Below are 22,192 nucleotides of genomic sequence, written 5' to 3' on the forward strand. Positions count from 1 at the left end.
GGCCCTTTGTGAAATACCTCTCCCAGCCATTTATCAGATTGACGGCCAAGGAAAAGGGCAAGGGGGGCAGGCCAGGGAAAAGACATTGCGGCCCGTGTTGCGGTAGCTTAGTTTCCGGGCGAGCAACCCAATATGGCAGCAGCACCGTAATTCCTGGGCAGGCAGAGGTTTTCAATGACCCGTTTCGGCACCGCATTCGCGCTTTCCACCCTCCTGGCACTGGCCGCGCCTGCGCTGGCGCAGGAAGGCGAGGTCATCACCACCCAGGACGAGATCGGCGGCGTCTATGAAGGCACGTTCAAAGGCGGGCTGCAGCATGGCACCGGCACCTACAAGCTGCCCAATGGCTATGAGTACACCGGCGAATGGGTCGACGGCGAAGTGCGCGGCCAGGGCGTGGCGCGTTTCCCGGACGGTTCGGTCTATGAAGGCGAATTCGCGCAAGGCAAGCCGCACGGGCTGGGCAAGCTGACCCGCGCCGACGGCAGCACCTATGAAGGTGGCTGGCAGGACGGGCAGATCCATGGTGACGGCACCTCTGTCTATGCCAGCGGCGTGCGCTATCAGGGCAGCTTTGCCGATGGCAAGCGGCACGGCAAGGGCGTGATGACGTCGCCTGACGGCTATACCTATGACGGTGACTGGGTGGAGGGCCGCCAGCAGGGCCTGGCGAAGATCACCTATGCTGAAGGCACCGTTTACGAGGGGTCGGTGACCGACGGACAGTTGCAGGGCCAGGGCAAGCTGGAGACCTCCGACGGGCTGATTTATGAGGGCGAGTGGCAGGCCAGCCAGATGCATGGCACCGGCAAGCTGATGCAGGCCAATGGCGATATCTACGAGGGTGAACTGCAGAAGGGCCGCCGCCATGGCACTGGCAAGCAGACCTATGCCAATGGTGACGTCTATGCTGGCGATTTCCACGATGACCTGCGTCATGGCACTGGCTCCTTTACCGAAAAGGACGGCTACACCTATGAAGGCGCATGGGTGAAAGGCCAGATCGAGGGCAAGGGCAAAGCGGTCTACCCAGACGGCTCGGTCTACGAAGGCGATTTCCGCGATGATCTGGCGGAGGGCAAGGGCAAGATTACCTATCCTGACGGCTCCACCTACGAGGGCGACTGGGTGGCCGGGGTGATTGAGGGCGAAGGCACCGCCACCTACCCCAGCGGCATCACCTATACCGGCGGCTTCAAGAACGCCAAGAACCACGGCCAGGGGGTGATGACCTATGCCGACGGCTACCGCTACGAGGGCGGCTGGCAGGACGGGCAGCGCCATGGCGAGGCAACGGTGACCTATGCGGACGGCTCGGTCTATACCGGCGCATTTGCCAGCAGCCAGCGCCACGGGCAGGGCAAGATCGTGATGCCCGACGGCTTCACCTATGAGGGCGAATGGCAGGAAGGCAAGATCTACGGCCAGGGCGTGGCGACCTATGCCAATGGCGATGTGTACGAAGGCAGTTTCGTCAATGGCAAGCGGCAGGGGCCGGGCACGATGAAATACGCCAGCGGCCAGCAGGCGGACGGCACCTGGGAAAACGGTGCACTGGTCAGCCAGGGGTCCGGGGACACGGGCCAGACCGAAGCAGGGCAGACCGAGTAAGCCGAAAGGGACTTCAGACTGTAAAATGGCGCGCCGGGATGGCGCGCCTTTTTTGTTTCAGCCGATGCGGATGCTGCTCAGGTGGTCGGGCATTGCGACGCCCTCCAAGTTGGCCGGGTCCGGCTGCGGCGGCTTCAATTCCATTGCCATCGGCACCACGCCGGCCCAGATTGGCAGTGCGTAATCCTCTTCATCGTCCTTGGGCGGGCCGGAGCGGATCTTGGCCGCGCCTTCCTCGATCGGCATCCGCAGCAGCGCTGTTGCCTTCAGTTCCTGCGCGGTCATCGGGCGCAGGGTCTCCCAGCGGCCGGGGAAGATGTGATCCACCATCGTCTTGAGACTGGCGGCCTTGGCGTCCTTGTCCGTGACTTGCTCTGCCACCCCGAACAGCATCGCAGAGCGGAAGTTGACAGAGTGGTGAAAGGCGGAACGCGCCAGCACGTAGCCATCCATGCAAGTGACGGTCAGGCAGACCTCCGAACCCGCCATTGCCCGGATCGCCCGGCTGGCGGCGGAGCCGTGCCAGTAGACGTGATCGCCCTCACGCCATTGCAGGGTCGGCAGCACCGAAGTTGAGCCGCCGATCTGATATCCTATGTGGGCCAGCGGCATGGCGTCGAGCACCTGATACAGGCTGTCGCGGTCATAGAGCCCGCGTTCATGGGCGCGGCGCAGGCGGCTGCGGTCTGTTTTCAGGGCGGCTTCTTGTTCGGGCTGGCGCATCGGCTGACCTCATATTTCTTGTTGTGTCCCGTGACAGCTACGCGCAAACTGGATTGAATTTAACCTCCACTTTCTGACAAAAAGAGCAGTCCAGCATGATTGACCTCTCCGGCATGATTTCTGACAGCAAAGCCGGACCGCTGTACCAGCAGATTGTCGCCGCGCTGCGCCGCCGGATCAGCGAGGGCAGCCTGGGTCTTGGCACCCGGCTGCCGTCCTCACGGGCACTGGCGCAGGATCTGGGGGTGGCGCGCTCCACAGTGGTGACGGCCTATGACCAGCTAGTGGCCGAGGGCTTTGCCGAAACACGCCAGGGTTCCGGGATATTTGTCTGCGACGTGGCGCCGATCCGGCCGCCTGAGGCTGCGGCGCAGCCGGCCGCAGCAGTTCCGCCGCCTGTACCCGGCCTGCTTCTGCCCGGTGCGCCAGATCCTGACGTGTTTCCTGCCCGCCCCTGGGCGCGCTGTGTTTCACGTGTGGCAAGGATGGCCCCGATGAGCCTGAGCCACCAGGAGGATGCCTTTGGCGACCCGGAGCTGCGCCGGGAAATCGCCGCCTATGCGGCGCGCTGGCGGGGCATCGAATGCAGCGCGGAACAGGTGCTGGTCACCAGCGGTGCGCGCGAGGCGCTGGAACTGACAATGGAGTTTCTGGTGGAGGGCGAGGACATCGCGCTGGAGGCTCCTGGCTTCACACCGACCCAGCGGTTTGCGCAGGCCCGCGGCTGGCGGGTGCACTGGCTGCGCACAGGTGCGCGCGGGGCCGAGGTGCCGCAGCAGATGGCCAAGGTCACGCTGCTGACCCCCTCGCATCAGTTCCCGCTGGGCGGCACCCTGCCGGTGCCGCAGCGGCAGGCCTTCCTGCAGGCGGCCAAGGCGCGCGATGGCTGGATCATCGAGGATGATTTTGACAGCGAATTCCGCTATGGCGGCCAGCCGGTGCCTGCGATGGCCGCGCTCGATGGGGAGGGGCGCTGCATTTATGTGGGCACCTTCTCCAAGACATTTTCCCATGCGCTGCGGCTGGGCTATGCGATCCTGCCGTCGGCGCTGGTGCCGCAGTTCAGGGCGCAGTTCATCCACCCGAGCGCAGGCGCTGCCATCACCGCACAGCGGCCGCTGGCGGAGTTCATGGCGTCAGGCCAGTACGACCGCCACATCCGCCGCGCCCGCAGGCTTTATGCAGAGCGCTATGCAGCGGCGGCGGAGGCGCTGGCAGAATGGCCGGAGTCACTGGGATACTTTCACCGCCACAATGCCGGGATGCAGATCGCTTTTCATCTGAAGGAGTCGCAAAACGACACGGAGATTTGCCGCCGCACGGCTGAGGCAGGATATGGCGTCCGGCCGCTGTCGCCGCATGATCCGGAATGCGCAGCTCAGGGTTTGCTGATCGGGTTCTGCCAGTCGCCAGCTGATGACCTGCCCGGCCAGGTCGCCGGCTTGCGCCGGATCGTGGAAGGCAGGCGCTAACATCGAGTAAAAAAAAGCCTCCCCGGATGGCCGGGGAGGCTTGCCTCATTCAGCGTTGATCAGGCCGGAGCCGATCAGCTGTACTTCTTGATCTCACCCGACTTCAGGCGCGCCATGTAGCTGTTCAGCTCTTTCTTGACGATCGGCATCAGGAAGTAGAGCGCGATGATGTTGACAACCGCCATGGCAAAGATTGCCGCGTCGGAGAAGTCGATCACCGGGCCGAGGTTTGCGGCTGCGCCGATCACCACGAAGATGCAGAAGATCACCTTGAACACTAGTTCGGTGGTCTGACCTTCGCCGAACAGGAAGGTCCAGGCCTTGAGGCCATAGTAGGACCAGCTGATCATGGTGGAGAAGGCAAACAGGATCACTGCCAGCGCCAGCACGTACTGGAACCAGCCGAAGGCCGACGAGAAGGCTGCCGAGGTCAGCGCCACGCCCTTGTTGCCGTCCACGGTCTGGATGGTGCTTGCGCCCTCATCCAGCAGGTAGAGGCCGGTGTTCGGATCCTGGATCAGCTGACCGGTGATGATGATCACCAGCGCGGTCATGGTGCAGATCACCACGGTGTCGATGAAGGGTTCCAGAAGCGACACGAAGCCTTCGGTGATCGGCTCCTTGGTTTTCACCGCGGAGTGGGCGATCGCTGCAGAGCCAACGCCTGCCTCGTTCGAGAAGGCCGCGCGCTTGAAGCCCTGGATCAGCGCGCCAACCATACCGCCGGCAACACCCGCACCGGTGAAGGCGCCTTCGAAGATCTGGCCGAATGCCCAGCCGATCTTGTCCGCGTTCATCGCCAGAATGACCAGCGCGGCTGCAACATACATTACACCCATGAACGGCACGACCTTTTCGGTGACGCGGGCAATGGATTTCAGGCCGCCGACGATCACGGCAAACACCACCGCCGCGAACACGACGCCGGTGATCCAGCCCGGGTAATCGCCCACGACGCCGGAGATTTGCGCGTGCGCCTGGTTGGCCTGGAACATGTTGCCGCCGCCAAAGGCGCCAAGGATACAGAACACCGAGAACAGCACCGCCAGGAACTTACCCATCGGCAGGCCGCGTTCGGCAAAGCCTTTGGTCATGTAATACATCGGGCCGCCGGAGACGTGGCCGTCTTCGAACTCATTGCGGTATTTCACGCCCAGGGTGCATTCGGTGAACTTCGACGCCATGCCCATCAGGCCGGCCAGGATCATCCAGAAGGTTGCACCGGGGCCGCCGATGCCGACTGCCACCGCAACGCCGGCGATATTGCCGAGGCCGACGGTACCCGACAGTGCGGTTGCCAGCGCCTGGAAGTGGCTGACCTCACCCGCGTCGTTGGGGTCGGAGTAGTCGCCTTTGACCAGCGAAATCGAGTGCGGGAAGGCACGGAACTGGATCAGGCCGAAGTACAGTGTGAACACGGTGGCCGCGATCACCAGCCAGGCCACGATCCAGGGAAAGCTGGTGCCGGGGAACGGGCTGAAGATCAGGTTGACGAACCAGCCGGTGGAGCTGGCAAACAGCTCATTGACGCGTTCATCGACGGATTGTGCCATCGCCGGCGCAGTTGCCGCCAGCAGCAGCGGCGCAGACAGGGCTGCCGCCTTGATTGATTTCCTCATGACTGTCCTCTGAGTTTATCTTTAGGGAACGATGGTGACCGGAACCGGAGCCGCCTGGGCAAGGCTGCCCGCGACAGAGCCGAACAGCCGCGAAGACAGGGCCGAATGGCCGGTGCGGCCGATGATCAGGTGGTTGGCGCCACTCTTATTGATCACGTCGATCAGGGTTTCCGCGATATGGCCGTATTTCAGCTCAGTCGAGACGGTGACACCGTCGTCTTCAAGGCTCTTGCGCACCGGTGCCAGCAGGGCGTCTTCTGCGCGCTTCAGTTCTTCCTCGCGGCGCTTGTGGCGCTGCTCGATCTCCTCCGGGGTGAGGAAAGAATAGGGCGACCATTCCAGCACATGCGCGATCACCAGCTCTGCCCCTTGCGCTTTGGCAAGGCTGACGGCAAAAGCAAGCGCCGATTTGGCGGCCTCGCTGTCGTCATATCCAAGGACAATTTTATTCGACACTTTTTCCTCCTATCGATGGCGCATTCCTCTACGGGAGCGCCGGATCCGGGGTGTCAACGCCGGAAAACCTGCCGACGCAAGACCCATTGCCGTTCCCGCCTCAAAAAAAGGCGCAGTGCGGACAAACTGCCGCATTGAAACTGCGGCAGGTCCTTACTTATATTATATCCCTTTTTCAATATTGTCTTGCACTTACCGCATACAGCGGCATACGGCGGTGTCAAAACGGTGCCGTGCCGCAACGGCAACTCAGGCAATCACGGCGGACAGAATCCCCCTTTCCATTCGCCGCCGCCTCTGTATAAATCCCTGCCATGACCATTTGCGCAGATATCACTATTGCAGCCACCGCCGCCCGCGGTGCCGCTCTGCGCGCCCTACTGATCCTAGCCCGCCTCTGAGCGTGCCCTTCCGGCGCGCCCGCTCAGAGGATTGCCGCACGCGCGCCATAGAAGGCTTATGATGCCCCTAAGGGCTTAGGACAGAGACAAGAGATACCATCATGACAAACGCATCCCCGATTTCCGGTGACAAATCCCGTGTATTGATTTTCGATACCACCCTGCGCGACGGCGAGCAGAGCCCCGGCGCCACCATGACCCATGACGAGAAGCTGGAGATTGCCGAGCTTCTGGACGAAATGGGCGTGGACATCATCGAGGCAGGTTTCCCGATTGCCTCCGAAGGCGACTTTGCCGCTGTGTCCGAGATCGCCGAGCGTTCGAAGAACGCGATGATCTGCGGGTTGGCGCGCGCCAATTTCAAGGACATCGACCGCTGCGCCGAAGCGGTGCGCAAGGCCGCGCAGCCGCGCATCCACACCTTCATCGGCACCTCGCCCTTGCACCGCGCCATCCCGAACCTGACGATGGATGAGATGGCGGACAAGATTCACGAGACCGTGACCCACGCCCGCAACCTGGTCGACAACGTGCAGTGGTCGCCGATGGATGCGACCCGGACCGAGTGGGACTACCTGTGCCGGGTGATCGAGATCGCCATCAAGGCGGGTGCGACCACCATCAACATCCCCGACACCGTCGGCTATACCGCACCTGCGGAAAGCGCCGACCTGATCAAGCGCCTGATTGAAACCGTGCCGGGCGCCGACGAGGTGGTCTTTGCCACCCATTGCCACAACGACCTCGGCATGGCGACCGCCAACGCGCTGGCAGCCGTGGCAGGCGGTGCGCGCCAGATCGAGTGCACCATCAACGGCCTCGGCGAGCGGGCGGGCAACACCGCGCTGGAAGAAGTTGTGATGGCACTGAAGACCCGCAATGACATCATGCCCTGGTCGACCGGCATTGACACCACCAAGATCATGCATGTCTCGCGCCGGGTTTCGACCGTGTCCGGCTTTGTGGTGCAGCCGAACAAGGCGATTGTCGGCAAGAACGCCTTTGCCCATGAAAGCGGCATCCACCAGGACGGGATGCTGAAGAACCGCGAGAACTTCGAGATCATGCGGCCCGAGGACATCGGCCTTTCGGGCACTTCGCTGCCCCTGGGCAAGCATTCCGGCCGTGCCGCACTGCGCGACAAGCTGGAGCATCTTGGCTATGACGTGGGCGACAACCAGCTGAAGGATGTCTTTGTCCGCTTCAAGGAGCTGGCCGACCGCAAGAAAGAAGTGTTCGACGACGACCTCATCGCGCTGATGCGCATCGGCACCGACGCGGAGAACGACCACCTCAAGATTGTGTCGATGAAGGTGGTCTGCGGCACCGGCGGCCCGGCGGAATCCACCGTCGAGATGGAGATCGACGGCAAGGACGTGACCGAAACCGCCGAGGGAGACGGCCCGGTGGATGCGACCTTCAAGGCGATCCGCATGATCTATCCGAACACCGCCCGCCTGCAGCTCTACCAGGTGCATGCGGTCACCGAGGGCACCGACGCGCAGGCAACCGTCTCCGTGCGGCTGGAAGAAGACGGCAATATTGCCACCGGCGAAAGCGCCAACACCGACACGGTTGTGGCCTCGGCCAAGGCCTATGTGAACGCGCTGAACCGCCTGATCGTGCGCCGCGGCCGGGTCGGCGAAGGTGCCGACACCAAGGAGATTTCCTACAAGGATCTCGCCTGAGCCAGGCTCAATAGAAAGAGAAAGGGCGCCCGTTGCGGCGCCCTTTTTTCGTTACAACTTACTCCAGCCCGGCTTTGCGCAGACCTTCGGTGAAATGCTCTTTGTCTTCGCTGCGGCCGTAATGCAGCCCGGCCAGCAAAGCCTCTGCCGTGGCGTCCGGCTGCATCACCCGGATTTGAGCCACACAGTCCTGCGCCTGTGCCTCGTCGCCCAGCCAGCTGTGGCATGCCGCCACCAGCGCGGTCTGCACCGCATCCATTGATGGCAGGCGTTTGAAATCTGTCAGCGCCTCTTGGTACAGGCGGGCAGTGAAATGCGCCTTGCCCAGATGGCTCCAGAAGCGGACCGGGAAATGCGGATTGAGGCGCATCGCCTTTTCGATCCATTCCGCGCCCTCTTCCGGCCGTCCCTGCCAGGTCAAGAGCTCGCCCATCTGCACCACAATCAGATCATAGTTGGGATTGAGCGATAGGGCGCGTTCCTGGTGGTATTGCGCTTGGTCCAAGTTATCCTGCAGGATGGACACCGCCGCCATCAGCCGGTGCACATCCGCATCATTGTCATCCATCGACGCGGCTTTCTGGATCGACTCCAGCGCCAGCTCAAGCATCCCCTCAACATCATCGCACCAGCCATACCCCCAGGCCTGGCCGCGGATGCAACCGCGCCAGGCGTGGGCATGGGCAAACTCCGGGTCCAGCTCCACCGCGCGGTCGATCAGCTTCATCGCCTCTGCATTGTCTTCAGCCGTGCTGCGGTGATGCAGCACCTTGGCCGCCAGCACGCATTCATAAGCCGCCAGGCTGGCGGGTTTCTTGCGCGAGACCTCATCCTGCTGCGCCGCTTCGATCCGGCCCGGCAGGGTGGCGACAATCGCCGATGTCACCTCGTCCTGAATCTCAAAGATATCATCCAGGGTCCGGTCGTATTTCTCTGCCCAGATGTGGGAATCATTGCAGCTGTCGATCAGCTGTACCGTGATCCGGACACGGTTGCCGCCTTTACGCACGCTGCCTTCGACGATGTAGCGGGCGCCAAGCTTCTCTGCCACTTCGCGGATGTTCACTGCCTGCCCCTTGTAGACAAATGTCGAGTTGCGGGAGATCACGAACAGCTCGTGGCGGCGGCTGAGCTCGGTCAGGATGTCCTCCGTCAGGCCGTCGGCAAAGAACTCCTGCTCCGGATCGCCGCTCATATTGGCAAAGGGCAGCACCGCGATGGAGGGTTTGACCACGGCAACCGGTTCAGCCGCGCTGCTGTCCTGTTCCGGCGCGTCGGCGGCGTCTCCTTCCAAGAGCAGCCTGTAGACCTGCACCGGCTCTGCGATATTCTTGAGCTGTTGCGGCCCCAGGTCCTCAAACTGCAAGTCATCCATGCGACGGACCTGATCGAAAACCGCGGCCGAGATGCAGACGTCGCCGGTGCCGGCAAATTGCTCCAGCCGGGCCGCCACGTTGACGCCGCCGCCGTAGATATCGCCCTCGTCAAAGATGATATCGCCAAGGTTCACACCAATCCGGAACTGGATACGTTTGTCGGGCGCCACATCGGCGTTGCGGCGGCGCATCCTGTCCTGCACCTCAGCGGCGCAGGCAACTGCGTCGCAGACGCTGGGAAACTCGACCAGCATCCCGTCGCCGGTGGTCTTGATAATGGAGCCGCGGTTTTTGGAGATCGCAGGGTCAATGAGTTCGATCCGGTGGGTGCGAAGGCGGGCCAGCGTGCCCTGTTCGTCCACGTCCATCAGACGGCTGTAGCCAACCATATCCGCCGCCAGCACGGCGGCCAGCCTGCGTTCCATGTAGCGCCCTCCCTGCCGGAAAGCGTAGCGGGAAAGCGCTGGATTTCAAAGCTGTTTGCAAACCCTCAGCCGCGCAGGATGCGGGCTGCCAGCGCCGGTGAGAGGCGGTGGATCAGCCGCAACAGCTTCATTTGACCCACCCAGATTTCGATTTTGCCCGCCGCGGCCCCGTCCAGCAAAGCGGCGGCGGCGGTGTTGGGGCTGATCTTGCCCCGGCCGCGCCCGGTGATCATCTGCGTCGCCGCCAGCGCCATCACGCAGTCGGTGATTTGGACCCGCAGGCCGGCATCCTCAGCCTGATAGCGCAGGGCGCGGGTGAAGCTGCGCAAGCCGGCCTTGGAGGCGCAGTAGACCGGCGCCTGCGGTTTCGGGGCCAAGGCAAGGCCGGAGGTCACATTGATCAGAAAGCTGCCTGGCGTGCGCGCCAGAACCGGAAGCAGCCCGGCGGCAAGATGCATGGGCGCTGTCAGGTTCACCGCCAGCTCCTGCTCGATGTCCTGCGTGTCCGCAGAGCCTTTGGCAAAATCAGCGGCGATCTGAATACCCGCGTTGTTGATCACCCCGTCCAGACGCTGCCGCTGCAGCCCGGCAATCAGCGCAGTGCGCGCGTTGCCGTCCGTCAGGTCGCAGGCCAGCCGCTCAATACCCTCTGGCAGATCATCCAGCGCTTCGCTGCTTCGTGCCAGGGCCAGAACCTCTGCCCCCTCTGCAGCCAGCTGCAATGCCAGCGCCCGCCCGATCCCGCGGGAAGCACCGGTGACCAGGATGCGCTTGCCATCAAACCGCATGGGTGGCCTCAAAGCTGCGGAAGCCATTTTCATAGGCTGGAATGATCCCGGTTACCGTGAAGTAGCCCTCGGCGATCAGGGCGGTGTCCCGCAGTTGCTCGATGGCAAAATAGTAGGCCTCGGGCGTTTCCGCCTCGATCATCGCAACATCGCTGCAGTCCGCATGAAACGCCTCGGCATCAAAATGGCGCAGCGACAGCCCGTTTCGGGTGAAGGGCTCCAGCCCGGTTGCCGCCAGACGCCCCCGCTCCTGCCGATCCAGGCGCAGCCAACTGGGGGAAGCGTGCAGCAGCAGGAATATGGTCATTTTCATCGGGGAACCTCCGGGATGTTGCCTTTGCCGCCAAGAATGTGAAGAATTGCTCACATTCTCAACTCGCGTTCCCGGCAGGAAGTCACCCGCAATGCACAGCCCAAGAAAACAAGCGCGCCAGGCCCGTTCCCGTGCCACGCAGGAGGCAATTGTGGAGGCAGCGGCTCGCATTCTGGAAACCGCTGGACGGGAGGGTTTGACCACCAATGCGATTGCCGAGCGGGCCGGCGTCAGCATCGGGTCGCTGTATCAGTATTTTCCCAACAAGGAGGCGGTGCTGGCCGCGGTGCTGCGCAGCAAGCGGGCAGAGCTGCTGGGCTGGATGCAGGACGCCGCAGCGCGTTGCCGGGAGGCGCCGCCAGAGGCAGCATTGCAGGAATTGCTGACCGCCGGGATGCGGCATCAGTTCGAGCGGCCGCGACTGGCGATGGAGGCGGAATATGCTGAACAGCACTTGCAGCTGGCACCGGAAACCGCAGCATTGGCGCAGGAGATGGCTCAGATCGTACTGGACACCATCCGCCGGTTTTCCCCCGCCGCCGGACCGCAGGAGGCACGCGACGTGGTCGCCATTGCCAAGGGCATGATCAACTCTGCCGCTTTTGCCGGTGAGGCTGGCGGTGCTGCGCTGGTCCAGCGGGTGGAATGCGCGATCCGGGGTTACTTGCGCGAAACCGCGTCAAACAGCGCCGAAATCCGCGCGGCTTCCTCTGCTGCACCATAAGGCGCGTTGACCACGAACATGCCGCTGCCGACCATCCGGTGTCCTTCGCGCACCGGCGGAAAGGACACCTCGTGGCGCAGCGCATCTGGCAGCCTTTGGCTTTCCAGCGCCTTCAGCATCTGCTTGTGGCTGCCGTCCTTCAGGATCGGATACCACAGGGCGATGACGCCCACATTCCACTTTTTATGCAGCTGGCCGATGATGCCGGGGATGCGGGCATAGTCGGATTTGATCTCGTAACTCGGGTCGATCAGCAAGAGGCCGCGGCGCGGTGTTGGCGGCGCCAGGGACATGGCGAGTTCAAACCCATCCTGCTGATGCACCTTGGCCTTCCAGGGTCTCAGTGCCGCGCGCAGGGCGGCGTTTTCCTGCGGGTGCAGCTCCGCAAAATGCAGCGAGTCGCCCGGGCGCAGCAGCGAGGCCGCAATCAGCGGCGATCCGGGATAGGCGGCCGCGCCATGCGCCTTGCGGGTCTCCGACAGCGCGCGGTGCAGTGGATGATCCGCCGCCAGCCCCTGCTCTGCCAGCACCTTGGTGATGCCCTGCTCCGCTTCGCCTGTCTTCACGGCCTCGGGCGCGTCCAGCTGATAGAGCCCCCGGCCCGCGTGAGTCTCGATATAGCTGACCGGTTTGTCCTTGCGGGTGAGATAGGCCAGCATCCAGGCAAGCAGCGCGTGCTTCTGAACGTCGGCCAGGTTTCCGGCGTGATAGATGTGCTGATATGAGAGCATGCGCCCCCTCTAGCCGCTATTTCCAAAGGGCGGAAGAGGCGGCGTACGCCCGGTAAACGGAATCTCAACCCCGCTGGGGCAGACTGCATCCCGACGAGATACCGCAGAATGCAGGTTCCCATGCCCCTCAGAATGAGCGCCCTTGCCCTGATCGTGACACTTCTGGCCCTGCTGCTGTGCAGCGCGGCCGCCGTCAGCGCGCAAGGCTATTCGCTGGTTGGCAAAAATTTCTTCCTGCAAAAGGCCTCTGCCCCGATGCCCGGACCGGCCCCTTCCGCAGCTCCGGCCCCGCAGGCCATTGCAAGCCTGCTGCCCGACACCCTGCCGGGCGCCGATCAGGGCCGCGGCGCGGTATCGCTCAACCCCGGTGCGGCCAGCCTGTTCCGCGGCCGCAGCGGCGGCGGGCTGTTCGCCCCCATCCTCAAGGCGCCACCCAGCGTCAAGCGGCTGCTGGACCTGATTGCCAGCGCCGAAGCCGGCAAGGCGCAGTACGATGCAGTGCAATACGGGGCCACCCGCAAGCCGCCGGAAAAACCGACAAGCATGACAATTGCCGAGATCAACGCCTGGATCGATGCCACCCCGGGACAGCCCCATGCCATCGGGCGCTATCAGTTCATCCCCGCAACGCTGCGGCGGCTGGTCAAACATCAGGGGGTGAAACCGCAGGCCCGCTTCACACCTGAGCTTCAGGACCAGCTGGCACATCAGCTGATCGAGGAAGCTGGCTATAGCGCTTTCCTGGCCGCGGAAATGCCGCGCAAGACCTTCATGCTGAACCTGGCCAAGATCTGGGCCGGGCTGCCGGTCTCCAGCGGGAAATCCTATTACGAGGGTTATGCCGGCAACAGCGCCAGCCTGACCTGGGCGCATTTCAAGGCGGAGATGCAGCGGATTTTCCCGGCCTGAGCGTTGAAACTCAGGTCACTGAGGCTGCCCCTCCGGGCGCGTCTCCCCGGCCCTGCCGGAACAGCGCGTGAACGCGGCAGGCTGACGCCGCTGGATACTGGGCGGAAAGGCGCTGTTTCACCATAATACGCCCTTTCGCGGCCCTGCCGTGCCGCTTATAAGGTTTGGGAAGGCGGCTCCTGCGGGGAGTCGCCCAAGGAATATTGGCAGCACTCACAGGATCCCTTCTATATGGCGCTTTTCGGAAACTTGGGCGGTCTGTTCTCCTCGGACATGGCCATCGACCTCGGCACAGCCAACACTCTGGTCTATGTCAAGGGCCGCGGGGTGATCCTGTCCGAACCTTCCGTGGTTGCCTATCACGTGAAGGACGGCGTCAAGAAGGTGCTGGCCGTGGGCGAAGACGCCAAGCTGATGCTGGGCCGCACCCCCGGCTCGATTGAGGCGATCCGGCCGATGCGCGAAGGCGTGATTGCCGACTTCGACACCGCCGAAGAAATGATCAAGCACTTCATCCGCAAGGTGCACAAGCGCTCGACCTTCTCCAAGCCCAAGATCATCGTCTGCGTGCCGCATGGCGCCACCCCGGTTGAAAAACGCGCGATCCGCCAGTCGGTTCTGTCTGCAGGTGCCCGCCGCGCCGGCCTGATTGCAGAGCCGATTGCAGCCGCCATCGGGGCCGGCATGCCGATCACCGACCCGACCGGCAACATGGTTGTCGACATCGGCGGCGGTACCACCGAGGTGGCGGTTTTGTCGCTGGGTGACATCGTTTACGCCCGCTCTGTCCGCGTCGGCGGCGACCGCATGGACGAGGCGATCATCAGTTACCTGCGCCGTCAGCAGAACCTTCTGGTAGGCGAATCCACCGCCGAGCGCATCAAGACCTCCATCGGCACCGCCCGGATGCCCGACGACGGCCGCGGCCAGTCGATGCAGATCCGCGGCCGCGACCTGCTGAACGGGGTCCCGAAGGAGATCGAGATTTCCCAGGCCCAGGTGGCCGAAGCGCTGGCTGAGCCGGTGCAGCAGATTTGCGAGGCGGTGATGACCGCGTTGGAAACCACCCCCCCGGACCTTGCCGCCGACATCGTTGACCGCGGCGTCATGCTGACCGGCGGCGGTGCTCTGCTGGGCGATCTGGATCTTGCCTTGCGCGAGCAGACCGGCCTGGCCGTCTCCATCGCGGACGAGAGCCTGAACTGCGTGGCGCTCGGCACCGGCAAGGCGCTGGAATTCGAAAAGCAGCTGGCGCACGCCATCGACTACGACAGCTAACGCCGCAGCCTGCCGGAATGGCACCAGCTGACAGGCCGGTTTCCGGGTAGCTGGAAGGAGAGACGTGGCCAAGGACAAGTCACAGCGCGACGATTACGCAACCCCGCTGCGGCGTCTGCTGACAGCGGTACTGTGCTTGTGCCTGGCAGTCATCTTCATCGTCTGGCGGATTGACAGCCCGCGGGTGGAACGCTTCCGCGCGCAGGTGGTCGACACCGTCGTGCCCAGCATGGACTGGGCGATGGTGCCGGTCACCGCAACCATCAATCTGATCCGCGATTTCCAAAGCTACCAGCGGCTGGCCGAACAGAACCGCGAGCTGCGCAGCGAGCTGCGGCAGATGCGGGCCTGGAAAGAGGCGGCATTGCAGCTGGAACAGGAAAACGCGCGGCTTCTGGACCTCAACAACGTGCGGCTCGATCCGCAGCTGACCTACATCACCGGAGTGGTGATGGCCGACAGCGGCTCCCCGTTCCGGCAGTCGGTGCTGCTGAATGTGGGCAGCCGCGACGGGGTGCATGACGGCTGGGCCGCGATGGACGGGATCGGGCTGGTGGGCCGGATCTCCGGCACCGGGCGTAACACCGCGCGGGTGATCCTGCTGACCGATGCCGCCAGCGCCGTGCCGGCCACAATCCAGCCCTCTGGCCAGACCGCGCTGGTCACCGGCGACAACAGCGCCGCGCCGGTGCTGAGCTTTTTGGAAAACGCCGACCAAGTGCGTCCCGGCGACCGGGTGATTTCCTCCGGCGACGGCTCTGTCTTTCCGGCGGGCCTGCTGATCGGCCAGGTCGCCAAAGACCGCTCCGGCCGGATGCGCGTGCGCCTGTCCGCTGACTATGGCCGGCTGGAGTTCCTGCGTGTGCTGCGCCACCACGGGACGCAAGTGATCCAGGATCCAGGCGGGCTGGTCGGCGCCGCCCCCGGCGACCCGCAGCCGCAGCCGCGGCCGGAAACCCTGGGGGAGGACAGCGCCGAAAGCACGGCTGAGGCGGGCAATGGCTAATACCTCGCCCGCCCGGATCTGGACCATGCGCGCGGCATTTCCGGCGCTGGCGCTCTTGATCATGTTTTTCCACCTGCTGCCGCTGGAAACCGAGCCGCGGTTCTGGTCACCCCCGGATCTGCTGCTGGCACTGGCCATGGCCTGGAGCCTGCGCCGTCCGGATTATGTGCCCGCCTTGTCGATCGGCCTGGTGATGCTGCTGGCGGATCTGCTGTTCCACCGCCCGCCCGGGCTGCTGGCACTGCTGACGGTGCTGGGCTGCGGCTTCCTCAAAGGCCGCGCGGCACCGCACCGCGAGAGCACTTTTGCCAGCGAGTGGCTGGCCGTTGCCCTGGTGCTGACCGGGATTGCGACGCTGAACCGGCTGATCCTGACCCTGTTCGGAGTGGAACAGGCGCAGCTGAGCCTGACGGTGATCCAGGTTGTGATGACCATCGCCGCCTATCCGCTGGCAGTTTGGGCCAGCCAGTCTATTCTGGGGGTGCGCAAGCTGTCCCCCTCTGAAGCCGAAACCCTGGTGAGCCGCTGATGAAACGCAACCCCAAGGATCTGGATGCCGCACATGGCAAATTGACCCGGCGGGCGCTGTTCCTCGGCGGGCTGCAGCTGGCCTTTGCCGGCGGGCTGGCGGCCCGGATGCGCTATCTGCAGGTGGATCAGGCCGATGAATTCCGCCTGCTGGCCGAAGAAAACCGGATCAACATCCGCCTGCTGCCGCCGGCCCGCGGCCAGATCTTTGACCGCAATGGATTGATCATCGCGCAGAACTCGCCCTCCTACAGGATCACCGTGGTGCCGGAGGATGCGGGCGATGTGGAGGCGGTGATTGCCAAGCTCTCCAGCCTGGTGCCTTTGGACCCGGAAGACCTGGAGCGTGCCCGCACCGAAATGCGCCGCTCGCCGCCATTCCTGCCGATTACCCTGGCCGACCGTATCGGCTGGGAGGATATCTCCAAGGTGGCGGTCAACGCCCCGGCCCTGCCCGGCGTCACGCCAGAGGTGGGCCTGACGCGGGTTTACCCCCAACTTGGGGATTTTGCACATGTCATCGGTTATGTCGGGCCGGTCTCCGACTATGACCTGAGCAAGATGGACGACCCGGAGCCCGTATTGATGATTCCGCGCTTTCAGATCGGCAAGGTCGGCTTTGAGGCCAAGCGCGAGGATGTGCTGCGCGGCAAGGCCGGCGCCAAGCGGGTGGAGGTCAATGCCACCGGCCGGGTGATGCGCGAGCTGGACCGGCGCGAGGGGATTTCCGGCGCCGACATGCAGCTGACCATCGACGCGGAGCTGCAGAATTACGTACAGGCGCGTTTGGGCCGGGAAAGCGCCGCTGCTGTGGTGATCGACTGCGAGGATGGCGATATCCGTGCGATCTGCTCCTCGCCCAGCTTCGACCCCAACCTGTTCGTGCGCGGTATTTCGGTCGCCGACTATCGGATGCTGACCGAGGACAACTACCGTCCCCTTTCCAACAAGACGGTGCAGGGCACCTACCCGCCCGGCTCCACCTTTAAGATGATCACCGCGCTGGCCGCATTGGAGAACGGCGTTGTCGGGCCGGAGGAAACCGTCTGGTGCCCCGGCCACCTGAAAGTTGCCGGCCGCCGCTTCCACTGCTGGAAACGGGCCGGCCACGGACATGTGGACCTGAACACCTCGCTGAAGCGGTCCTGCGATGTCTATTACTATGACGTGGCGATCAAAACCGGCATCGACAAGATCTCCGAAATGGCCAATCTGTTCGGTCTGGGTATCAAGCACGATTTGCCGATGTCGGCGGTCGCCCAAGGCATCACACCGACCAAGGAGTGGAAATCCAGCTCCTACGGCAAGGACTGGCTGATCGGGGATACGGCAAACGCTTCGATCGGGCAGGGCTACATGCTGGCCTCGCCCCTGCAACTGGCTGTCATGTCCGCGCGGATTGCCACCGGCCGCAGCGTAACGCCGCGGCTGCTGAAGTCTCTGGACGGTGTAGAGCAGCCCAGCGGCGCGGGCGAGCCGCTGCCGGTCAGCGAAAACAGCCTGCGTATGGTGCGCCGCGGCATGTATTCGGTCAGCAACGACCGCCGCGGCACCGCCTACCGCTCGCGCATTGCCCCCAAGGAGATGGAGATGGCCGGCAAGACCGGCACCAGCCAAGTCCGCAACATCACCGCCGCCGAACGTGCCGCCGGTGTGATCCGCAATGAGGACCTGCCGTGGGAACGGCGTGACCACGCGCTGTTTGTCTGCTTTGCACCTTATGACAAGCCGAAATATGCGGTTGCCGTGGTTGTCGAGCATGGCGGCGGCGGCTCCAAGGCGGCGGCACCGGTGGCGCGCGACGTGATGCTGCAGGCGCTTTACAACGGCACGCCGCCGCTGGAGGCCTACCCCAAAGCCGACCGAAGCCGCATCAAGGCGCAGCAGGAACGGCTGGAACGCGAACGCGTCAAGCGCCCGCTGGGCAGCAGGAGCAGCCGGGCATGAGCTATCTTGAATATCACGCCAAATCGACCCCCACCGGCCTGCGCAAGGTTTTGCATTTGAACTGGGGGCTGACGCTGCTCCTGATCACCGTGTCCAGCGTCGGCTTCCTGATGCTCTATTCGGTGGCAGGCGGATCGTTCAGCCCGTGGGTGGAACCGCAGGTCAAGCGCTTTGCCCTTGGCCTTGGCGTGATGTTTGTGGTTGCGATGATCCCGATCTGGTTCTGGCGCAATATCTCAGTGTTGGCCTACCTGGGGTCGTTGGCCTTGCTGGTTGCGGTGGAGCTGTTCGGCACCGTCGGAATGGGCGCGCAGCGCTGGATCGACATCGGCTTCATGCGGCTTCAGCCATCGGAGGTGACCAAGATCGCCCTGGTGATGCTGCTGGCCGCCTATTACGACTGGCTGCCTGCCGAGAAGACTTCGCGCCCCTTGTGGGTGCTTCTGCCGGTGATACTGATCCTGGTGCCGACGGCACTGGTTCTGAAGCAGCCGGACCTTGGCACCTCGATCCTGCTGATGGCCGCGGGCGGCGGCGTGATGTTCCTGGCGGGCGTGCATTGGGCCTATTTCGTGGCGGTGATTGCGGCTGGCGTGGGGCTGGTCAGCGCGGTTTTCCAAAGCCGCGGCACTGAGTGGCAGCTGCTGAAGGACTACCAGTTCCGCCGCATCGACACCTTCCTGGATCCCTCGCAGGACCCCTTGGGCGCGGGTTATCACATCACCCAGTCCAAGATTGCGCTGGGATCCGGCGGCTGGTCCGGGCGTGGCTTCATGCAAGGCACCCAGTCGCGGCTGAACTTCCTGCCGGAAAAGCACACCGACTTCATCTTCACCACCCTGGCGGAGGAATTCGGCTTCATCGGCGGCGTAACCCTTCTGTCCATTTACATGCTGATCATCGTATTCTGCATCGCCTCCGCCATCGCCGCCAAGGACCGGTTCTCTTCGCTGGTGATCATGGGAATCGCCATCACCTTCTTCCTGTTCTTTGCGGTGAACATGTCGATGGTGATGGGGCTGGCACCGGTGGTCGGGGTGCCGCTGCCGATGGTCTCTTACGGCGGCTCGGCGATGCTGGTTCTGCTGGGTGCCTTCGGCATCGTGCAAAGCGCCCATATCCACCGCCCGCGCCAGGCCTCACGTTAGATACTCAGGGAGTTTCCATGACCGCCAATGTCCTGTTTGCAGGCCGCCCCGACGCCTGGCCCGCCTATGAGCCGCTTTTGAAGGCAGAGCTTGCCCAGCTTGGCGTGGATGCCGATCTGCGCAATGAATTTGCGCCGGAGGAGGTGGATTACATTGTCTACGCCCCTAGCGGTCCGGTCAGCGATTTCACCCCCTTCGCCCGCCTGAAGGCGGTGCTGAGCCTGTGGGCAGGTGTCGAGAAAATTGTGCCTGTTGTGCCCGCCGAACTGCCGCTCACCCGGATGGTGGACAGCGGGCTGGAGCAGGGCATGACCGAATGGGTTGTTGGCCACACCCTGCGCTACCACCTGGGCATGGACGCGCATATCCTTGGTCAGAACGGGCACTGGGAGCCCAAGGCCCCGCCGCTGGCGAAGGACCGCAGCGTGACTGTGCTAGGCCTTGGTGCGCTGGGAACTGCCTCGGCCAAAGCCTTGGCCGTACTCGGGTTCCAGGTTTCCGGCTGGAGCCGGAGCCAAAAGGATATCGCGGGCATCACCTGCCACTCCGGCGCAGAGGGGCTGAAGGCGGCACTGGCGCAGGCGGAAATTGTCATTCTGTTGCTGCCGGACACACCCGCCACAGAAAATACCCTGAATGCGGACACCCTCGCGCTGCTGCCCAAGGGGGCCAACATCCTCAACCCGGGCCGCGGCCCGCTGATTGATGACGATGCGCTGCTGGCGGCACTGGACAGCGGACAGGTGGGCCATGCAACGCTGGACGTATTCCGCGTCGAGCCGCTGCCGCCGGAACACCCTTATTGGGCGCATCCCAATGTGACGGTGACCCCGCATATCGCCTCGGAAACCCGCGAAAGCACCGCGGCGGAGGTGATCGCCGAAAACATCCGCCGCGCCGAGGCGGGGGAACCGCTGCTGCATCTGGTCGACCGCAGCCTCGGCTACTGAACGCAAAAGAGCGGGCCAGCACCCGCTCTTTCATCCTTCCTGAAATACTCCCGCCGGAAGCAGCGCCCGTCAGGGCGCGTCGCTTACTCTGCGGCCAGACCGCGGCCTTTCAGCAGCGCCTCGACGCCCGGCAGCCGCCCGCGGAACGCGGTGTATAGCTCAGCCGGATCAACAGACCCGCCGGTGGAAAGGATATGCGCCTCCAGCGCCTTGGCACGTTCTGCATCAAAGGCCCCGCCTGCCTCCTCAAAAGCGGCAAAGGCGTCGGCGTCCATCACTTCCGACCACATGTAGCTGTAGTAGCCCGAGGAATAGCCGTCGCCGGAAAACACATGGGCAAAATGCGGCGTAGCGTGGCGCATGATGATCGCCCGCGGCATGCCGATTTCCTCCAGCACCTCGGCCTGCTTGACCATCGGGTCGGAGGGTGCCGCCCCGTCGTGGAAGGCAAGGTCGACCAGCGCGGAGGCGACGTACTCTACCGTCTGAAAGCCCATGTCGAAATTGGCCGCCCCCAGCACTTTCTCCAGCATCTGCTGCGGCATCGGTTCGCCGGTTTCCGCGTGGGTGGCAAACTCCTGCAGCACCTCCGGCACTTCCAGCCAGTGTTCATAAAGCTGGCTGGGCAGTTCGACAAAGTCACGTGCAACCGAAGTCCCGGAGATGCTCTCGTAAGTCACATTAGACAGCATCTGGTGCAGCGCGTGGCCGAACTCATGGAACAGGGTGCGGGCGTCGTCCCAGGACAAGAATGCCGGGTCGCCCTTGGCGAAATTGCAAACGTTGATCACCACCGGCGCCTGAACATCAGGGAACTTGGCCTGCTGGCGCATGGCGGAGCACCAGGCTCCCGAGCGTTTGGAACCGCGCGCGAAATAGTCGCCGATGAACACCGCCACATGGCTTCCGTTCCGGGTCACCTCCCAGGCGCGGCAGTCGGGGTGGTAAAGCGGCACGTTCAGCGGCGCAAACTCCAGCCCGAACAGGCGATTGGCGCAGGCAAAAGACGCCTCGATCAGCCGGTCCAGCTGCAGGTAAGGCTTCAGCGCAGCCTCATCCAGGTCATGCTCGGCCTTGCGGCGTTTCTCCGCGTAGTAGCGCCAATCCCATGGTTCCAGATCGCCGTTGACACCGTCCGCCTGCATCATTTCAGTCAGTATCTGCGCGTCCTGATCGGCCCGCGACTTGGCCGCCTCCCAGACCTCCATCAGCAGCCCGCGCACGGCCTCCGGTGTCTTGGCCATTTCTGTTTCCAGCTTATAGGCTGCGAAGTTTTCGTAACCCAGCAGCTGCGCACGTTCTTCCCGCAGCTGCAGGATTTCCGCTGCGATGGCGCGGTTGTCGGTCTCGCCGCCATTGGCGCCGCGGGCGGCCCAGGCGTTGAAGGCTTTTTCGCGCAGGTCGCGGCGCGGCGAAAATTGCAGGAACGGTGTGATAAGCGACCGGGACAGGGTGACCACCGGGCCGCCCTTGCCCTTTTCCTCGCCAGCCGCACGGGCCGCCTTGACCACGAAATCCGGCAAGCCTTCCAAATCCTCTTCGGACAGTTCCATGAACCACTCGCGCTCATCCGCCAGCAGGTTCTGGGTGAACTGAGTGCCCAGGGTGGCCAGCCGCCCCTTGATCTCCTGCATCCGCGTATCAGCGTCACCTTCCAGCGCCGCGCCGCCGCGGACAAAGCCGCGATGGGTCAGCATCAGCACGCGCTGCTGTTCATCGGTCAGGTCCAGCTGCTCGCGCTGGTCCCACACTGCCTTAATGCGCGCATAAAGCGCCTTGTTGGCGGTGATGGCCGAGAAATGCGCGGCAAGTTTCGGAGAGAACGCCCGCTGCAGTTCTTCCCGCTTGGGGTTGCTGTCGGCGCCGGCCACGGTGAAGAACACGCCCAGCACCTGCTCCAGCTCGCGGCAGGGTGTCTCCAGCGCCTCGATCACATTGGCAAAGCCGGGCGGCTCGGAATTGCTTGCGATGGCGTCGATCTGTGCCTTATGCGCCGCCAGCGCCTGTTCCAGCGCAGGGGCGAAATCATCATCGGAAATGCTTTTGAACGGGGCGATTTCAAACGGCGTGTCCCAGCGGGACAGAAGCGGATTGGACAT

At 63.7% G+C, this 22,192-nt stretch carries 19 protein-coding genes; 11 read left to right on the forward strand and 8 right to left on the reverse strand.

What is annotated here, in order from left to right:
- Positions 1–174 precede the first annotated feature (174 nt).
- The gene (locus tag RA25_RS08990) at positions 175–1,611 is read left to right on the forward strand and encodes an MORN repeat-containing protein (RefSeq protein WP_039171649.1); all 1,437 of its coding nucleotides are present in this window, start codon (positions 175–177) and stop codon (positions 1,609–1,611) included.
- 57 nt (positions 1,612–1,668) lie between these two features.
- Here the strand turns inward: RA25_RS08990 and RA25_RS08995 are convergent, their stop codons facing one another.
- Positions 1,669–2,334, reverse strand: a complete 666-nt coding sequence (locus RA25_RS08995) for a pyridoxamine 5'-phosphate oxidase family protein (RefSeq protein WP_039171653.1) — start codon at positions 2,332–2,334, stop codon at positions 1,669–1,671.
- Positions 2,335–2,429: 95 nt separating this feature from the next.
- Here RA25_RS08995 and pdxR point away from each other — a divergent pair, with 95 nt between their 5' ends.
- Entirely contained in the window at positions 2,430–3,806 is a 1,377-nt protein-coding gene (gene pdxR, locus RA25_RS09000; RefSeq protein ID WP_039171656.1) for a MocR-like pyridoxine biosynthesis transcription factor PdxR, read from the forward strand.
- A gap of 74 nt (positions 3,807–3,880) precedes the next feature.
- On the opposite strand, the gene RA25_RS09005 is transcribed toward pdxR, so the two are convergent.
- Both RA25_RS09005 and RA25_RS09010 read right to left on the reverse strand, forming a co-directional pair.
- The gene (locus RA25_RS09005; protein WP_039171658.1) at positions 3,881–5,425 is read right to left on the reverse strand and encodes an alanine/glycine:cation symporter family protein; all 1,545 of its coding nucleotides are present in this window, start codon (positions 5,423–5,425) and stop codon (positions 3,881–3,883) included.
- A gap of 21 nt (positions 5,426–5,446) precedes the next feature.
- Positions 5,447–5,881, reverse strand: coding sequence for a universal stress protein (locus tag RA25_RS09010; RefSeq protein WP_039147279.1), 435 nt, complete (start codon positions 5,879–5,881; stop codon positions 5,447–5,449).
- Positions 5,882–6,383: 502 nt separating this feature from the next.
- Between RA25_RS09010 and RA25_RS09015 the strand changes: the two genes are divergently transcribed.
- Positions 6,384–7,970: a 2-isopropylmalate synthase gene (locus tag RA25_RS09015; RefSeq protein ID WP_039171661.1), complete on the forward strand. Its 1,587-nt coding sequence runs from the start codon at positions 6,384–6,386 to the stop codon at positions 7,968–7,970.
- 58 nt (positions 7,971–8,028) lie between these two features.
- Here the strand turns inward: RA25_RS09015 and RA25_RS09020 are convergent, their stop codons facing one another.
- From RA25_RS09020 to RA25_RS09030, 3 genes are all read right to left on the reverse strand, one after another.
- Entirely contained in the window at positions 8,029–9,771 is a 1,743-nt protein-coding gene (locus RA25_RS09020) for an adenylate/guanylate cyclase domain-containing protein (protein ID WP_039171664.1), read from the reverse strand.
- A 65-nt stretch (positions 9,772–9,836) separates the two neighbouring features.
- Positions 9,837–10,559 carry an SDR family NAD(P)-dependent oxidoreductase gene (locus RA25_RS09025; protein ID WP_039171667.1) on the reverse strand — a complete coding sequence of 241 codons (723 nt, stop codon included), beginning with the start codon at positions 10,557–10,559 and terminating at the stop codon, positions 9,837–9,839.
- Positions 10,549–10,872, reverse strand: a complete 324-nt coding sequence (locus tag RA25_RS09030; protein ID WP_039147288.1) for a darcynin family protein — start codon at positions 10,870–10,872, stop codon at positions 10,549–10,551. Before RA25_RS09030 ends, RA25_RS09025 begins: the two co-directional genes overlap by 11 nt.
- A 91-nt stretch (positions 10,873–10,963) precedes the next feature.
- On the opposite strand from RA25_RS09030, the gene RA25_RS09035 reads away from it, so the two are divergent.
- Positions 10,964–11,596: a TetR/AcrR family transcriptional regulator gene (locus RA25_RS09035; protein WP_039147291.1), complete on the forward strand. Its 633-nt coding sequence runs from the start codon at positions 10,964–10,966 to the stop codon at positions 11,594–11,596.
- Here the strand turns inward: RA25_RS09035 and RA25_RS09040 are convergent.
- The gene (locus tag RA25_RS09040) at positions 11,533–12,327 is read right to left on the reverse strand and encodes a 23S rRNA (adenine(2030)-N(6))-methyltransferase RlmJ (protein WP_039147294.1); all 795 of its coding nucleotides are present in this window, start codon (positions 12,325–12,327) and stop codon (positions 11,533–11,535) included. The two genes, RA25_RS09035 and RA25_RS09040, sit on opposite strands and share 64 nt — an antisense overlap.
- Positions 12,328–12,459: 132 nt before the next feature.
- On the opposite strand from RA25_RS09040, the gene RA25_RS09045 reads away from it, so the two are divergent.
- The 7 genes from RA25_RS09045 (at position 12,460) to RA25_RS09075 (ending at position 20,093) form a co-directional block, all read left to right on the forward strand.
- Entirely contained in the window at positions 12,460–13,236 is a 777-nt protein-coding gene (locus tag RA25_RS09045; RefSeq protein ID WP_039171670.1) for a hypothetical protein, read from the forward strand.
- 231 nt (positions 13,237–13,467) lie between these two features.
- On the forward strand, positions 13,468–14,514 hold the full coding sequence (locus RA25_RS09050) for a rod shape-determining protein (protein ID WP_019297721.1): 1,047 nt from the start codon (positions 13,468–13,470) through the stop codon (positions 14,512–14,514).
- Between the two features lie 64 nt (positions 14,515–14,578).
- On the forward strand, positions 14,579–15,520 hold the full coding sequence (mreC, locus tag RA25_RS09055) for a rod shape-determining protein MreC (protein ID WP_039171672.1): 942 nt from the start codon (positions 14,579–14,581) through the stop codon (positions 15,518–15,520).
- Positions 15,513–16,049, forward strand: coding sequence for a hypothetical protein (locus tag RA25_RS09060; protein ID WP_039171674.1), 537 nt, complete (start codon positions 15,513–15,515; stop codon positions 16,047–16,049). The genes mreC and RA25_RS09060 overlap by 8 nt, the downstream gene beginning before the upstream one ends.
- On the forward strand, positions 16,049–17,995 hold the full coding sequence (gene mrdA / locus RA25_RS09065; RefSeq protein WP_039171675.1) for a penicillin-binding protein 2: 1,947 nt from the start codon (positions 16,049–16,051) through the stop codon (positions 17,993–17,995). Before RA25_RS09060 ends, mrdA begins: the two co-directional genes overlap by 1 nt.
- On the forward strand, positions 17,992–19,143 hold the full coding sequence (gene rodA, locus RA25_RS09070) for a rod shape-determining protein RodA (protein WP_039147302.1): 1,152 nt from the start codon (positions 17,992–17,994) through the stop codon (positions 19,141–19,143). The genes mrdA and rodA overlap by 4 nt, the downstream gene beginning before the upstream one ends.
- 17 nt (positions 19,144–19,160) lie before the next feature.
- Positions 19,161–20,093 (forward strand): 2-hydroxyacid dehydrogenase, encoded by a 933-nt coding sequence (locus RA25_RS09075; RefSeq protein WP_039171678.1) that lies wholly within the window; start codon positions 19,161–19,163, stop codon positions 20,091–20,093.
- An 83-nt stretch (positions 20,094–20,176) separates the two neighbouring features.
- On the opposite strand, the gene RA25_RS09080 is transcribed toward RA25_RS09075, so the two are convergent.
- Positions 20,177–22,192 carry a M3 family metallopeptidase gene (locus RA25_RS09080; protein WP_039171680.1) on the reverse strand — a complete coding sequence of 672 codons (2,016 nt, stop codon included), beginning with the start codon at positions 22,190–22,192 and terminating at the stop codon, positions 20,177–20,179.

The organism is Leisingera sp. ANG-S5, from assembly GCF_000813925.1.
Lineage (GTDB): Bacteria > Pseudomonadota > Alphaproteobacteria > Rhodobacterales > Rhodobacteraceae > Leisingera.

What these genes read in the sequence shown, in the direction of transcription:
- RA25_RS08990 (WP_039171649.1), top strand. Translation starts at nt 175, where the DNA reads ATGACCCGTTTCGGCACCGCATTCGCGCTTTCCACCCTCCTGGCACTG.
- RA25_RS08995 (WP_039171653.1), bottom strand. Translation starts at nt 2,334, where the DNA reads ATGCGCCAGCCCGAACAAGAAGCCGCCCTGAAAACAGACCGCAGCCGC.
- pdxR (WP_039171656.1), top strand. Translation starts at nt 2,430, where the DNA reads ATGATTGACCTCTCCGGCATGATTTCTGACAGCAAAGCCGGACCGCTG.
- RA25_RS09005 (WP_039171658.1), bottom strand. Translation starts at nt 5,425, where the DNA reads ATGAGGAAATCAATCAAGGCGGCAGCCCTGTCTGCGCCGCTGCTGCTG.
- RA25_RS09015 (WP_039171661.1), top strand. Translation starts at nt 6,384, where the DNA reads ATGACAAACGCATCCCCGATTTCCGGTGACAAATCCCGTGTATTGATT.
- RA25_RS09020 (WP_039171664.1), bottom strand. Translation starts at nt 9,771, where the DNA reads ATGGAACGCAGGCTGGCCGCCGTGCTGGCGGCGGATATGGTTGGCTAC.
- RA25_RS09025 (WP_039171667.1), bottom strand. Translation starts at nt 10,559, where the DNA reads ATGCGGTTTGATGGCAAGCGCATCCTGGTCACCGGTGCTTCCCGCGGG.
- RA25_RS09030 (WP_039147288.1), bottom strand. Translation starts at nt 10,872, where the DNA reads ATGAAAATGACCATATTCCTGCTGCTGCACGCTTCCCCCAGTTGGCTG.
- RA25_RS09035 (WP_039147291.1), top strand. Translation starts at nt 10,964, where the DNA reads ATGCACAGCCCAAGAAAACAAGCGCGCCAGGCCCGTTCCCGTGCCACG.
- RA25_RS09040 (WP_039147294.1), bottom strand. Translation starts at nt 12,327, where the DNA reads ATGCTCTCATATCAGCACATCTATCACGCCGGAAACCTGGCCGACGTT.
- RA25_RS09045 (WP_039171670.1), top strand. Translation starts at nt 12,460, where the DNA reads ATGAGCGCCCTTGCCCTGATCGTGACACTTCTGGCCCTGCTGCTGTGC.
- RA25_RS09050 (WP_019297721.1), top strand. Translation starts at nt 13,468, where the DNA reads ATGGCGCTTTTCGGAAACTTGGGCGGTCTGTTCTCCTCGGACATGGCC.
- RA25_RS09060 (WP_039171674.1), top strand. Translation starts at nt 15,513, where the DNA reads ATGGCTAATACCTCGCCCGCCCGGATCTGGACCATGCGCGCGGCATTT.
- mrdA (WP_039171675.1), top strand. Translation starts at nt 16,049, where the DNA reads ATGAAACGCAACCCCAAGGATCTGGATGCCGCACATGGCAAATTGACC.
- rodA (WP_039147302.1), top strand. Translation starts at nt 17,992, where the DNA reads ATGAGCTATCTTGAATATCACGCCAAATCGACCCCCACCGGCCTGCGC.
- RA25_RS09075 (WP_039171678.1), top strand. Translation starts at nt 19,161, where the DNA reads ATGACCGCCAATGTCCTGTTTGCAGGCCGCCCCGACGCCTGGCCCGCC.
- RA25_RS09080 (WP_039171680.1), bottom strand. Translation starts at nt 22,192, where the DNA reads ATGTCCAATCCGCTTCTGTCCCGCTGGGACACGCCGTTTGAAATCGCC.